A 13,226-nucleotide genomic window follows, 5' to 3' on the forward strand; every position below is an offset into this window, starting at 1 on the left:
ATTCCCCTTAAATAAATCTCATTGCTAAAACTAGCAAAATCAAGAGAAGAATAACAGCAAATAGAATCTTATTCAGTTTTGAGTTAAAAACATTTCTCTTAGTATTTTCAATTCGACGACTTTTATGGATTTGTGGTTCAACATCAATCGTTAGGGTATCTTGACTAAAACCATGGTCACTTGAACGTGAAGCTCTATAATGTTGAGATGAAGTCGATAATATCTTTGTTTCTTGATCGTCTACTAAAGTAGGACCAGAGATATCTTCACCACGATTTGCACGCTCGATTATTTCGTCTGTTAATAAAGGTTTTCCCATAGGTTCCTCCCCTATTTTTCTTGTAATTCCCAGTACTGGATAGCCATGATAGTCTTGGCATCACAGATATCACCAGACTGGATCAGTTGTTTAGCTTCTTCAAGACTAACTTCAAGTAACTCCAAAGTTTCATCTTCATCCTGTGGACGTGGATTTTTAACCTTTGTCAAATCACTTGCCAAATAAAGTTTTAATCGCTCATTACAGAAACCAATAGCAGAATAGAAATCATACAAAAGAGTTAGTTTTCCAGTGTAGGCAGCTTCTTCTTCCAATTCGCGAAGAGCTGCCGCTTCAGGATCAGCATTTTCTCCAATTTCTAGTTTTCCTGCAGGAATTTCAACAGAAACTTTTTCAATCGCCTTGCGATATTGCTTGACTAGAACAATCTTATTTTCTGGAGTAACTGCAAGAACACATACTGCACCATTATGGAAAATCAAATCACGTTGAGCTGTTCCTTTTCCATTAGGAAGTTCAACCTGGTCTTGTACCAATTGGAAAATAGGACCTTTATAGATTTCTCTACGGCTGAGTGTTTTCTCTTCAAATTCCATGGTTAGCTCCTATTTGTTTTTAGGATGGTGAGGGAGATGAGTTGCATATTCGTCTTTGTTAACTTGGCGGCCACGACCGATGGCAATTGCATCAGCAGGCACGTCTTTAGTAATGGTTGAACCTGCGCCAACAAGAGAGTTATCTCCTAGTTCAACAGGAGCAATGATGGTTGAATTAGAACCAACAAAGACATTGTTGCCAATGACTGTCTTGAATTTATTTTTCCCATCATAGTTCACTGTTATAGTACCAGCACCAAAGTTGACGTCACTGCCAACTTCACAGTTACCAATGTATGTCAAATGACCAGCTTTTGTATTTTCTCCAATGCTAGAACCTTTCACCTCAACAAAGTTTCCAATATGAACATCTTTTGCTAGGCTAGAACCTGGACGAATATGAGCGTAAGGTCCGACTGTAACACCATCAGCAACTGTGCTCTCCTCAATCATAGAGTTGGTAATCACTGCACCTGAACCGATAGTACTATCGACAATATAAGTTCCATTCGTCAAAATAGTCTCAGCACCAATCTTACTAGAACCTTTGAGGGTTACATTAGCTTCAATTTGTACATCTGGAGCAATTTCAACATCAATATCAATATAAGTCGCTTCTGGATTTACAAAACTAACGCCATTAACCATGTGAGCTTGGTTAATACGACGACGCATAACAGCTTCTGCTGTAGAAAGTGCTACACGGTCATTGACCCCGAGGCTTTCATCAAAGTCTTTAAGAGTATAGGCTCCGACTTTTTCACCAGCTTCACGGAAAATACCAATCACGTCTGTAATATAGTATTCGCCTTGAGCGTTGTTGGTATTGATGTTTTTAAGAGCTTCAAAGAGACGAGCATTATCAAAAACATAAGTTCCTGTATTGATTTCTTTGATTTGCTTTTCAAAATCAGTCGCATCTTTTTGTTCAACAATTCTTAGTACTTCAGCATTATCATTGCGAACAATACGTCCATAACCAAATGGATCTTCAGCTTCTGCGGTAAGGATAGTGGCTACGTTCTTGTGATTCACATGAAAATCAATCAAGTTTTTCAAACTTTCACCCGTGATTAATGGTGTATCACCTGCAATAACCAATGTTTGTCCAGAAAGACCCTCAAGAATTGGTTCGGCCATCATAACCGCATGACCAGTACCTAATTGCTCAGTTTGTCTCACAAAATCAGTCTGTCCTGCTAAAACTTGCTCTACAAGTTCAGCCTTATGCCCGATTACAGTAACTGTTTTTTCGGGATTAATTGCGCCCACGCTACGAAAAACATGCTCAAGCATTGAAATTCCTGCAACCTTGTGCATAACTTTAGGTAGATCTGATTTCATACGGGTACCTTTACCCGCTGCTAAAATAATTGCATAATTTGTCATATTTTTCTCTTTTCTATAGAAATTCTTTATTATTATACCACAATTTACTTCACGATACACAAATTTGTTAACCTCAACATAACGCTAATGACTGTCACTACTCCGTTTTGAGTAAATTTTTTGATTTTTTTCACAAATTACGATAAACTATAGGAGTATGAGAAAAAAATTCGTCCAGCTTTTATAGTTATTATATTTGCTGCTTTTATAGGACTCTTGATTCTCAATCGTCCACGATTCGAAGAACATCCTGTAAAAACCAAACAAAATCCAGTTCAAATAGAAACACAAGCTCTACATAACTTGGATAAGCCTATCATCGATATCTCTGGTTGGCAACGACCGTCAGAGATTAACTATGATATTTTATCTAAAAATATCTCTGGTGCTATTGTTCGAGTCCACGGAGGAAACCAGATTACTACTGAGAACGATGCATCTTATACGAATGGAACAGATAAAGCTTATAAAAGTCATATCGCTGAGTTTCAAAAGAGAAATGTTCCAGTTGCTGTATATGCATATGTATCTGGAAAAAGTGTAGAGGATATGGAAAAGGCTGCTGAAGCATTCTACAATTCAGCTTCCCCATACAATCCAAGTTACTATTGGTTAGATGTCGAAGAAAAAACCATGTCAGACATGAATAAAGGGGTTGAAGCTTTCCGTGCTAAACTAGAATCTCTAGGTGCTAAAAACATCGGTATTTACATCGGAGTTTACTTCATGGAAGAGCATAGCATCAGCACAGATAAGTTTTCAGCTATTTGGATTCCTTCCTACGGACCTGATTCGGGCTACTTTGAAAGTTCACCAAATACAGACCTTGACTTTGATCTTCATCAATACACCTCAAAGGGTAAACTGGTTGGATTTGAACACCATCTAGACTTAAATCTTATTTCTTTGTCAAAAGATAAGGAAGAGACGTTTAGAAAACTATTTTTAAAACCTTAATTTCATTCAGCAAGCAAGATATTACTTCTGCTTGCTTTTTTTATTTCTCTTACTTTGTGATATAATACAAGAAGAGAATTTTAGAGAATAAATATGGAGAGAGTTTATGTTATCTTGGATTTCAAAAATGATTAAAGGAATTGTTATTGCACTAGGATTTATCTTGCCTGGTATTTCTGGTGGAGTCTTGGCAGCTATTTTGGGTATCTATGAGAGAATGATTCGTTTTCTTGCCCATCCATTTAAAAACCTAAAAGAAGATATTCTTTATTTCTTACCTGTTGCTATCGGTATGTTACTAGGTATTGGGCTATTTTCTTATCCAATTGAGTACTTACTAGAGCATTATCAAGTTTATGTTTTATGGAGTTTTGCGGGTGCTATTATTGGTACAGTCCCAAGTCTTGTAAAAGAGGCTACACAAGATTCAGAAAGAGACAAAGTCGATCTTATCTGGTTTTGGGTGACCTTTATTGTTTCTGGAATTGGTCTTTACGCTTTAAACTTTGTAGTTGGTTCACTAAACGCAAGTTTCACAAGTTTTATCCTAGCTGGTGCTCTTCTTGCCCTAGGTATTTTAGTTCCAGGATTAAGTCCCTCAAATCTTCTCTTGATTTTAGGTCTCTATACCCCGATGTTAACTGGATTTAAAACTTTTGATTTATTTGGTACCTTCCTTCCGATTGGAATTGGAGCTGCTGCTACTCTTATTATTTTTTCAAAATTGATGGACTACGCTCTTCGAGAGTATCACTCTCGTGTTTATCACTTCATCATTGCAATCGTTCTTTCAAGTACACTCTTGATATTGATTCCAAATGCGGGTAATGCTGAAAGCATTAACTACAGTGGTTTATCTCTTGTGTCTTATGTGATTGTTGCCTTCTTTTTCGCTCTTGGCATTTGGTTAGGTATTTGGATGAGTCAGTTGGAGGATAAATACAAATAATGGCTAAGAAAGTTAAAGTAAAAAAGACCTTAGTTGAGCAAATTTTAACTAAGGCAGGTGTTGACCATCAAGGCATTCAAATCAATGCTTTAGAAGGAGAACTTCCTTCTGGTTATAATAGAAATCATATCTTTAAGACCTTAGCATTATTGGGTGATAAAACTGGTCCGGTAATAGGAATTGTCCCTATCACCGAACACCTTTCTGAAAAGAAATTAGCAAAGATTTCTGGAAATAAAAAAGTGGCCATGATTCCTCAAAAGGATTTAGAAAAAACGACTGGATATATCCATGGAGCTAATAACCCTGTAGGTATCCGTCAAAAACACAACTACCCTATTTTTATTGATGAAACAGCCTTAGAATTGGAAAAATTGATTGTCTCTGCTGGCGAGCTCGGACACAGTATCATCATCGCACCTAAAGATCTGGCAAACTTTGTAAAAGCTAGATTTGTCGATATCTTGGAGGAAAGTAACTCATGAAACTTTACTTTGTCCGTCACGGTCGAACAGTCTGGAATCTAGAAGGTCGTTTTCAAGGGGCTGGCGGAGATTCACCACTTCTTCCTGAATCCATTGATACCTTAGAGGAACTCGGTCAATATCTTAAAGATATCCCTTTTGACAAGATCTATTCGAGTGATTTACCAAGAGCAGTAAAATCAGCTGAAATTATCCAAAGTCAGCTGACAAATCCATGTCCTTTAGAAAGTGTTCCTGAACTCAGAGAATGGCACCTCGGTAAACTGGAAGGTCTAAAAATTGCGACTTTAAATGCTATCTACCCTCAGCAAATTCAAGCTTTTAAAACAAACTTAGCTAAGTTTGATACACGCATGTTTGAAGCCGAATCACTCTACACTACAACTCAGCGCACCATCCAATTTATCAAATCCTTAAAAAACTCTAAGGCAGAACACCTATTACTTGTTGGTCATGGAGCAAACCTTACTGCAAGTCTTCGAACGCTTATAGGCTATCAGGAAGCTCTGCTTCGTAAAGACGGAGGTTTGGCTAATGCAAGTCTAACAATTATAGAAACTGATGACTTTGAAACATTTACTCTAAAGACTTGGAACGATACTTCTTATCAAAAAATATAGAACTTGATATTAACAATCAAGTTCTTTTCAGTTTTTATAGAATATCCGTGAATTTCTTGACTATTTATGATAAAATGGAGTATCGTGAAAAATTAATTTATTATTTCAAATTTCGATTAAAATTAGGAGGAACTCATGTCAATAGAACACATGGAAGAATTGAATGACCAACAGATCGTTCGCCGCGAAAAAATGGCTGCGCTTCGTGAACAAGGAATTGATCCTTTCGGTAAACGTTTTGAACGTACTGCCAACTCTCAAGAACTAAAAGATAAATTTGCTGAGCTAGATAAAGAACAACTACACGAACTAAATGAAACTGCTACTATCGCTGGGCGTTTAGTAACAAAACGTGGAAAAGGGAAAGTTGGTTTTGCTCACCTTCAAGACCGTGAAGGTCAAATCCAAATCTACGTTCGTAAAGATGAAGTTGGTGAAGAAAACTACGAAATCTTCAAAAAGGCTGACCTAGGAGACTTCCTTGGGGTCGAAGGTGAAGTTATGCGTACTGATATGGGAGAGCTCTCAATTAAGGCTACACACATCACTCACTTGTCTAAAGCCCTTCGTCCGCTTCCAGAAAAATTCCACGGTTTAACAGACGTTGAAACTATTTACCGTAAACGTTACCTTGATTTGATTTCAAACCGTGAAAGCTTTGAACGCTTTGTTACTCGCTCAAAAATCATCTCTGAAATTCGTCGTTATCTTGATCAAAAAGGTTTCCTAGAAGTTGAAACACCTGTTCTTCACAATGAAGCTGGTGGTGCTGCTGCTCGTCCGTTTATCACTCACCACAATGCACAAAACATTGACATGGTGCTTCGTATCGCGACTGAGCTTCACTTAAAACGACTTATCGTCGGTGGTATGGAACGCGTCTATGAGATTGGTCGTATCTTCCGTAACGAAGGTATGGATGCTACACACAACCCTGAGTTCACTTCTATCGAGGTTTACCAAGCTTATGCAGACTTCCAAGATATCATGGACTTGACTGAAGGCATTATTCAACACGTTGCAAAAGCTGTTAAAGGCGACGCTCCAGTTATCTATCAAGGAACTGAGATAAAACTTAACGAACCATTTAAACGTGTACACATGGTGGATGCCATAAAGGAAATTACAGGGGTAGATTTCTGGCAAGACATGACCTTCGAAGAAGCTAAAGCCATCGCTGCTGACAAGAAAGTTCCAGTTGAGAAACACTATACTGAAGTAGGTCACATTATCAATGCTTTCTTTGAAGAATTTGTTGAAGAAACATTGATTCAACCAACCTTTGTCTATGGACATCCAGTAGCAGTATCTCCACTTGCTAAGAAGAACCCTGAAGACGAACGCTTTACTGACCGTTTCGAACTCTTTATCATGACCAAAGAATACGGAAATGCTTTCACTGAGCTCAACGATCCAATCGATCAGCTTAGCCGATTTGAAGCCCAAGCTAAAGCAAAAGAACTTGGTGACGATGAAGCGACTGGTATCGACTATGACTACATTGAAGCCCTTGAATATGGTATGCCACCAACGGGTGGTTTGGGAATCGGTATCGACCGTCTCTGCATGTTACTTACTGATACAACTACTATCCGTGACGTACTTCTTTTCCCAACTATGAAATAAACATTAAACTCCTAGAATTTTTCTAGGAGTTTTAAGAACACAAAAGACAACCTCAATTATAAGGTTGTCTCTTTTTCTGTTTATTTAGAATAAACCAAGGACAGTACCATCGCTTTCAACATCCATATTGAGGGCCGCTGGTCGTTTAGGAAGACCAGGCATAGTCATAACATCACCAGTAAGAGCAACGATGAAGCCTGCACCAAGTTTTGGTACCAATTCACGAATAGTAATTTCAAAGTTTTCAGGTGCTCCAAGAGCGTTAGGGTTATCTGAGAAACTGTATTGAGTTTTAGCCATACAGATTGGCAATTTATCCCAACCATTTTGTACAATTTGTGCGATTTGAGTTTGAGCTTTCTTCTCGAAGTTTACTTTGCTACCACGGTATATTTCAGTCACAATCTTTTCAATTTTTTCTTGAACAGAAAGGTCGTTGTCATAGAGACGTGTGTAGTTTGCTGGGTTTTCGTCGATTGTTTTTACGAGAGTTTCAGCTAGAGAAACTCCTCCTTCAGCTCCATCGGCCCATACGCTCGCTAATTCGACTGGTACATCGATTGAAGCACATAGTTCTTTCAAGGCTGCGATTTCCGCTTCTGTATCAGAAACAAATTCATTGATAGCAACAACCGCTGGAATACCGAACTTACGGATATTCTCAACGTGGCGTTTCAAGTTTGCAAATCCAGCACGTACTGCTTCCACATTTTCCTCTGTCAGAGCATCTTTAGCAACTCCACCATTCATTTTAAGGGCACGAAGAGTCGCTACAATGACTACTGCACTTGGGGCTGTTGGCAAGTTTGGAGTCTTGATATCCAGGAACTTCTCTGCACCAAGGTCTGCACCAAAGCCAGCTTCTGTTACAGTATAATCAGCTAAACGAAGAGCTGTTTTTGTAGCCAATACAGAGTTACATCCGTGAGCAATATTGGCAAATGGGCCACCGTGTACGAATGCAGGTGTACCATAGATTGTTTGAACCAAGTTGGGTTTAATAGCATCTTTCAAAATCAATGCCAAGGCACCCTCAACCTGTAAATCACCAACTGAAACTGGTGTGCGGTCATAACGGTAGCCGATGACGATATTAGCCAAACGACGTTTCAAATCTTCAATATCAGTTGCCAAGCAAAGGATAGCCATGATCTCTGAAGCAACTGTGATATCAAAACCATCTTCACGTGGAATTCCATTAAGTGGACCACCAAGACCAACAGTTACGTGACGAAGAGCACGGTCATTCAAGTCAACAACACGTTTCCAGAGAATACGACGTTGATCGATTCCTAGATCATTTCCTTGGTGCAAGTGATTGTCAATCAAGGCAGAGAGAGCATTGTTTGCAGTTGTGATAGCGTGCATATCACCAGTAAAGTGAAGGTTGATATCTTCCATTGGTAACACTTGGGCATAACCACCCCCAGCAGCTCCACCTTTAATCCCCATAACAGGGCCAAGAGAAGGTTCGCGGATGGCAATCATAGTTTTCTTACCAATCTTGTTCAAAGCATCAGCAAGACCAATGGTAATGGTTGACTTTCCTTCACCAGCAGGTGTTGGGTTGATAGCTGTAACAAGAATCAACTTACCAACTGGATTGGTTTCAACTTCACGAATTTTATCAAAGCTTAGTTTAGCCTTGTACTTTCCATACAACTCCAAATCATCGTATGAAATACCGAGTTTCTCAACAACATCAACGATCGGTTTTAACTCAATACTCTGTGCAATTTCAATATCTGTTTTCATAAAAAACTCCTCTAGCCTCTAATGTGTTAATTCATTATATCATAAAACAAGATTTTTAACAGTCATTATGATTGGTAACGTTCGTGAATATCGCTAAATAACAGACTTTCTTTATATCTATTTAAATTTTTATATGCCTTTATAGATTTTAACTATGGATTAACATCCTATTTTTGGCCCTTGTTACATCGCTTTCATTTTACTTAATGCTCATTTTTTTGTACAATAGTTCTATGAAAATTTTAGTTACTTCTGGTGGTACAAGTGAAAAAATTGATAGAGTTCGTTCTATTACCAATCACTCTTCCGGTAAACTTGGAAAAATTATCACCGAAACTCTTCTAAAGGCTGGTCATGAAGTTTGTTTGATTACCACTCTTCAAGCAGTTAAGCCAGTAAGTCAGCCAAACTTGACCATCATCGAAATTAAAAATACTGCTGATTTGCTGCAAGTCATAAAAGATAAGGTTACGGATTACCAGGTCTTAATCCATTCTATGGCTGTATCGGATTACACTCCTGTCTATATGGCTGGTTTTAATGAGGTTGAAGCTAGTCAAGATTTAACAGAGTTTTTAGATATGAAAAATCAGGAAACAAAAATCTCATCTAAGGAAGACGTTCAGGTTCTATTTCTTAAGAAGAATCCAAAAATCATATCTCTTGTTAAAGAATGGAATCCTAACATTCACCTGATTGGATTTAAATTACTGGTTGATGTCAGCCAGGAACATCTGATTCAAATTGCTCGGGAAAGTCTTGAAAAGAACCAGGCTGATTTAATTGTCGCAAACGACCTTACTCAGATTAGTAGCGAGCAACATAAGGCTTACTTAGTTGAAAAAAATTCTTTCCAAACTGCTATGAGTAAACATGAAATTGCTGATTTACTCCTCGAGAAAATCAAAAGTTATGACTAAAAGAAAGGAATTTTATGGCCCGTATTACACTCGCTATTACCGGATCTATTGCTGCATACAAGACAGTTGACCTAGTTAGTTCTTTAAAAAAACAGGGGCATTCTGTTACTGTTCTTATGACTCAGTCAGCAACAGAATTCATTCAGCCATTAACTTTACAAGTACTATCTCAAAATACTGTACATCTCGATGTCATGCACGAACCTTTTCCAGATCAAGTGAATCACATTCAAATAGGAAAAGAAACAGATTTATTTATCGTAGTTCCTGCGACAGCCAATACAATCGCTAAATTAGCTCACGGTTTTGCTGACAATATGGTGACTGCTACTGCTCTTGCTTTGCCACACTTTGTACCTAAACTATTGGCTCCAGCTATGAACACAAAGATGTATGACCACCCTGCGACCCAAGCTAATCTTAAAACTTTAGAAGATTATGGTTACACAATTATTTCTCCTAAAGATTCTCTACTGGCCTGTGGGGATACAGGTCGTGGTGCTCTCGCTGATCTCAAAACTATTTTACAAGAAATAAAGGATAAAATTCATGAACAAACGCTCTAATATTGCTCCAATCGCTATCTTTTTTGCTATTATGATTGTTATTCATTTACTAAGCTCAATTTTATTTAATGTACTTCCCTTTCCAATCAAACCAACTATCGTTCACATTCCAGTAATTATTGCAAGTATTATCTACGGACCAAGAATCGGTGCAACCTTAGGTTTTCTGATGGGAATGCTTAGCCTAACGGTTAATACTCTCACAATCCTGCCAACAAGCTATCTCTTCTCACCATTTGTACCAAATGGTAACTTTTATTCAGTTGTTATCGCAATTGTTCCTCGTATCTTAATCGGTTTGACCCCTTATTTCGTCTATAAACTACTAAAGGGAAGAGCTGGACTCATCTTTGCAGGTGCGCTTGGTTCACTCACGAATACAGTTTTTGTCTTAGGCGGTATCTTCTTTCTCTTTGGTAATGTTTTTGATGGAAATATTCAAAAACTATTAGCGACTGTTATCTCAACAAATTCAATCGCAGAATTAATTATCTCGGCTGTTTTAACTGCTCTCATTGTTCCAAGACTAGAAAAAATTAAACAATAAAAAAAAGCCTGTATCATATTGATACAGGCTTTTTTTTATTGTCATTGTGTTAACCGTGCTTCTTCTAAGATTTTTTCTATCTTAGTTGTCAACAAATCAATTGCAACCGTATTTGTCACACCTTCAGGGATTACAATGTCAGCGTAACGTTTAGTTGGCTCTATAAATTGGTGATACATGGGTTTAACCACGCTAAGGTATTGCTCGATAACACTATCGAGGCTACGACCACGTTCTTCCATATCGCGTTTAATACGACGGATGATACGAACATCATCATCAGTGTCCACAAAAATCTTTATATCCATCAAATCACGAAGACGTTTGTCTTCCAAAACCAAAATTCCTTCTACAATAAAGACGTCTTGAGGTTCTTGACGATAGGTTTTCGAGCTTCTTGTATGGGCAGCATAATCATAAGTAGGAATATCAACAGGACGCCCCGCCAACAATTCTTTGATTTGCGCAATCATCAAGTCAGTATCAAAAGCAAAAGGATGGTCATAATTGGTTTTGATACGCTCCTCAAAAGTTAAATGAGATTGATCCTTATAGTAGGAATCATGCTCAATCATGGCAATTTTTTCATTTGGGAAATGGGATAAGATTGCTTTAGAAACACTGGTTTTTCCTCCACCAGATCCTCCTGTTACTCCGATAATGATTGGTCTGTTTTGCATAGTTGCCTCCGTATTTTTCCTTTGTCTATTTTACCATATTTTTAGAAAATTTTACAGGATGACTTTTCAAATTAGAGTAGAAAAAACCTTGTAGTTTAGTTCTACAAGGTTTTAATGTTTTTAATCAAAGTTAACGTATTCTTTAGAAAGTTCAAGAACTTCTTCCATTGTTGAACATTCAGTAAGAGCACGGTTAGCGTATTCTTGCATCTTAGCTGTGTCAAGTTTCTTCATCAAGCTACGTGTACGAAGAACAGATGTAGCTGACATAGAGAACTCATCCAAGCCCATTCCGACAAGAAGTGGAACAGCTGTTTGGTCCCCAGCCATCTCACCACACATACCAGCCCATTTACCTTCAGCGTGAGCTGCTTTGATAACATTGTTGATCAAGCGAAGGATTGATGGATTGTATGGTTGGTAAAGGTATGAAACTTGTTCGTTCATACGGTCAGCAGCCATTGTGTATTGGATCAAGTCGTTTGTACCGATTGAGAAGAAATCAACTTCTTTGGCAAATTGGTCTGCAAGCATAGCTGCAGCAGGAATTTCAATCATGATACCAACTTGGATATCATCTGCAACTGCGACACCTTCAGCAACCAATTTTGCTTTTTCTTCTTCAAGAATAGCTTTAGCAGTACGGAACTCTTTCAACAAAGCAACCATTGGGAACATGATACGCAATTTACCGTGAACAGATGCACGAAGCAATGCACGCAATTGCGTACGGAACATTTGGTTACCAGTTTCTGAGATAGAGATACGCAAAGCACGGTAGCCCAAGAATGGGTTCATTTCTTTAGGAAGATCGAAGTAAGGAAGTTCTTTATCCCCACCGATATCCATTGTACGAACGACAACAGGTTTACCGTTCATACCTTCAAGAACTGCTTTGTAAGCTTCGTATTGGTCGTCTTCCGTTGGGAAATCTTGAGAATCCATGTACAAGAATTCTGTACGGTAGAGACCAACAGCTTCAGCACCATTTTCGTTCACACCTTCAACGTCTTTAGGTGTACCGATATTTGCTGCCAACTCAAAGTGTTTACCATCTGCAGTAACAGTTTTAGCATCTTTCAAAAGAGCCCATTCAGCTTTTTGTTTAGCGTAAGCTTCACCAGCTGCTTTGAATTCTGCAATTTGTTCTTCACTTGGGTTGATAACCACTTCACCTGAAATACCTGAAACAGCCAAAATGTCACCATCTTTTACAAGTTCAGTGATGTTGTTTGTACCTAATACAGCTGCAATTTCAAGTGTACGAGCCATGATAGCTGAGTGACTTGTACGTCCACCAATGTTTGTTACAAAAGCTTTTACAAAGTTTTTGTCCAATTGAGCAGTATCAGACGGAGTCAAGTCATGTGCAATCACAATCACTTCTTCATTGATTGAAGCTGGGTTTGGCAGTTTCTTGCCAAGAAGATTTGCCAAAACACGTTTGGTAACGTCGCGAATATCCGCTGCACGTTCCTGCATGTATGGGTTGTCTTCCATGCCTTCAAAGATTGTGATAAACATGTCTGTAACTTCTTTCAGACCTGCTTCTGCATTTACTTTCTTAGCACGAATTGTTTCTTTAATCTGACCGATCAATTCAGGGTCAGCAAGAACCATCAAGTGAGCGTCAAATACTTGCGCCGCTTCTTCACCAAGCGTACCTACAGCCTTCTCGCGGATAAGAGAAAGCTCGTTTTGAGAAGCTTCAAGAGCAACATCCAAACGAGCCTCTTCTGCATTTGTATCTTCGACTGTAATAGTCTCGAATGATAAATCCGGTTGAACGAGTAGATATGCTTTAGCAACTGCAACACCATCAGATGCTGCGATTCCTTTAAGCATTTCTGTCATAT

14 protein-coding genes are annotated in these 13,226 nt (G+C 38.4%); 8 read left to right on the plus strand and 6 right to left on the minus strand.

Annotation, left to right across the window (positions count from 1 at the left end; genetic code table 11):
- Positions 1–7 precede the first annotated feature (7 nt).
- Genes macP through glmU form a run of 3 tightly spaced genes read right to left on the minus strand, consistent with a single transcriptional unit; the run spans position 8 to position 2,265 of the window.
- On the minus strand, positions 8–319 hold the full coding sequence (gene macP / locus ACESNQ_RS01445; protein ID WP_006151759.1) for a cell wall synthase accessory phosphoprotein MacP: 312 nt from the start codon (positions 317–319) through the stop codon (positions 8–10).
- A gap of 11 nt (positions 320–330) precedes the next feature.
- Complete coding sequence (locus tag ACESNQ_RS01450; RefSeq protein ID WP_254724168.1) at positions 331–876, minus strand: NUDIX hydrolase; 546 nt, start codon at positions 874–876, stop codon at positions 331–333.
- Positions 877–885: 9 nt separating this feature from the next.
- Positions 886–2,265: a bifunctional UDP-N-acetylglucosamine diphosphorylase/glucosamine-1-phosphate N-acetyltransferase GlmU gene (glmU, locus tag ACESNQ_RS01455; protein WP_373074447.1), complete on the minus strand. Its 1,380-nt coding sequence runs from the start codon at positions 2,263–2,265 to the stop codon at positions 886–888.
- A gap of 168 nt (positions 2,266–2,433) precedes the next feature.
- Between glmU and ACESNQ_RS01460 the strand changes: the two genes are divergently transcribed.
- The 5 genes from ACESNQ_RS01460 to lysS all read left to right on the plus strand — a co-directional run bounded on the left by ACESNQ_RS01460 (position 2,434) and on the right by lysS (position 6,902).
- Complete coding sequence (locus ACESNQ_RS01460; protein WP_373074710.1) at positions 2,434–3,222, plus strand: glycoside hydrolase family 25 protein; 789 nt, start codon at positions 2,434–2,436, stop codon at positions 3,220–3,222.
- Positions 3,223–3,328: 106 nt separating this feature from the next.
- On the plus strand, positions 3,329–4,171 hold the full coding sequence (locus ACESNQ_RS01465; protein WP_074324115.1) for a DUF368 domain-containing protein: 843 nt from the start codon (positions 3,329–3,331) through the stop codon (positions 4,169–4,171).
- Positions 4,171–4,656 (plus strand): aminoacyl-tRNA deacylase, encoded by a 486-nt coding sequence (locus tag ACESNQ_RS01470; protein WP_373074449.1) that lies wholly within the window; start codon positions 4,171–4,173, stop codon positions 4,654–4,656. The genes ACESNQ_RS01465 and ACESNQ_RS01470 overlap by 1 nt, the downstream gene beginning before the upstream one ends.
- The gene (locus tag ACESNQ_RS01475; protein WP_373074451.1) at positions 4,653–5,276 is read left to right on the plus strand and encodes a histidine phosphatase family protein; all 624 of its coding nucleotides are present in this window, start codon (positions 4,653–4,655) and stop codon (positions 5,274–5,276) included. Before ACESNQ_RS01470 ends, ACESNQ_RS01475 begins: the two co-directional genes overlap by 4 nt.
- A gap of 135 nt (positions 5,277–5,411) precedes the next feature.
- Positions 5,412–6,902 carry a lysine--tRNA ligase gene (gene lysS, locus ACESNQ_RS01480; RefSeq protein ID WP_373074453.1) on the plus strand — a complete coding sequence of 497 codons (1,491 nt, stop codon included), beginning with the start codon at positions 5,412–5,414 and terminating at the stop codon, positions 6,900–6,902.
- A gap of 84 nt (positions 6,903–6,986) precedes the next feature.
- Here the strand turns inward: lysS and ACESNQ_RS01485 are convergent, their stop codons facing one another.
- Positions 6,987–8,657: a formate--tetrahydrofolate ligase gene (locus ACESNQ_RS01485; protein ID WP_373074455.1), complete on the minus strand. Its 1,671-nt coding sequence runs from the start codon at positions 8,655–8,657 to the stop codon at positions 6,987–6,989.
- A gap of 233 nt (positions 8,658–8,890) precedes the next feature.
- Here ACESNQ_RS01485 and coaB point away from each other — a divergent pair, with 233 nt between their 5' ends.
- The 3 genes from coaB to ACESNQ_RS01500 are packed head-to-tail and all read left to right on the plus strand — an operon-like array spanning position 8,891 to position 10,690.
- Positions 8,891–9,577: a phosphopantothenate--cysteine ligase gene (gene coaB, locus ACESNQ_RS01490; RefSeq protein WP_373074457.1), complete on the plus strand. Its 687-nt coding sequence runs from the start codon at positions 8,891–8,893 to the stop codon at positions 9,575–9,577.
- A gap of 14 nt (positions 9,578–9,591) precedes the next feature.
- The gene (gene coaC, locus ACESNQ_RS01495) at positions 9,592–10,143 is read left to right on the plus strand and encodes a phosphopantothenoylcysteine decarboxylase (protein WP_223338509.1); all 552 of its coding nucleotides are present in this window, start codon (positions 9,592–9,594) and stop codon (positions 10,141–10,143) included.
- The gene (locus ACESNQ_RS01500; protein WP_373074459.1) at positions 10,127–10,690 is read left to right on the plus strand and encodes an ECF transporter S component; all 564 of its coding nucleotides are present in this window, start codon (positions 10,127–10,129) and stop codon (positions 10,688–10,690) included. The genes coaC and ACESNQ_RS01500 overlap by 17 nt, the downstream gene beginning before the upstream one ends.
- A 41-nt stretch (positions 10,691–10,731) precedes the next feature.
- On the opposite strand, the gene udk is transcribed toward ACESNQ_RS01500, so the two are convergent.
- Together udk and ptsP are read right to left on the minus strand one after the other, a co-directional pair.
- A complete protein-coding gene (udk, locus tag ACESNQ_RS01505) occupies positions 10,732–11,370 on the minus strand; it encodes a uridine kinase (protein ID WP_373074461.1) in 639 nt (212 codons plus the stop codon).
- A 120-nt stretch (positions 11,371–11,490) separates the two neighbouring features.
- On the minus strand, positions 11,491–13,224 hold the full coding sequence (gene ptsP, locus ACESNQ_RS01510) for a phosphoenolpyruvate--protein phosphotransferase (protein WP_223338510.1): 1,734 nt from the start codon (positions 13,222–13,224) through the stop codon (positions 11,491–11,493).
- Between the last annotated feature and the right edge of the window lie 2 nt (positions 13,225–13,226).

The organism is Streptococcus infantis, from assembly GCF_964243025.1.
Lineage (GTDB): Bacteria > Bacillota > Bacilli > Lactobacillales > Streptococcaceae > Streptococcus > Streptococcus infantis_N.

Coding starts and splice junctions, on each gene's coding strand:
- ACESNQ_RS01465 (WP_074324115.1), top strand. CDS start 3,329: ATGTTATCTTGGATTTCAAAAATGATTAAAGGAATTGTTATTGCACTA.
- ACESNQ_RS01500 (WP_373074459.1), top strand. CDS start 10,127: ATGAACAAACGCTCTAATATTGCTCCAATCGCTATCTTTTTTGCTATT.
- ACESNQ_RS01450 (WP_254724168.1), bottom strand. CDS start 876: ATGGAATTTGAAGAGAAAACACTCAGCCGTAGAGAAATCTATAAAGGT.
- coaB (WP_373074457.1), top strand. CDS start 8,891: ATGAAAATTTTAGTTACTTCTGGTGGTACAAGTGAAAAAATTGATAGA.
- macP (WP_006151759.1), bottom strand. CDS start 319: ATGGGAAAACCTTTATTAACAGACGAAATAATCGAGCGTGCAAATCGT.
- ACESNQ_RS01470 (WP_373074449.1), top strand. CDS start 4,171: ATGGCTAAGAAAGTTAAAGTAAAAAAGACCTTAGTTGAGCAAATTTTA.
- ptsP (WP_223338510.1), bottom strand. CDS start 13,224: ATGACAGAAATGCTTAAAGGAATCGCAGCATCTGATGGTGTTGCAGTT.
- udk (WP_373074461.1), bottom strand. CDS start 11,370: ATGCAAAACAGACCAATCATTATCGGAGTAACAGGAGGATCTGGTGGA.
- ACESNQ_RS01485 (WP_373074455.1), bottom strand. CDS start 8,657: ATGAAAACAGATATTGAAATTGCACAGAGTATTGAGTTAAAACCGATC.
- lysS (WP_373074453.1), top strand. CDS start 5,412: ATGTCAATAGAACACATGGAAGAATTGAATGACCAACAGATCGTTCGC.
- ACESNQ_RS01475 (WP_373074451.1), top strand. CDS start 4,653: ATGAAACTTTACTTTGTCCGTCACGGTCGAACAGTCTGGAATCTAGAA.
- coaC (WP_223338509.1), top strand. CDS start 9,592: ATGGCCCGTATTACACTCGCTATTACCGGATCTATTGCTGCATACAAG.
- glmU (WP_373074447.1), bottom strand. CDS start 2,265: ATGACAAATTATGCAATTATTTTAGCAGCGGGTAAAGGTACCCGTATG.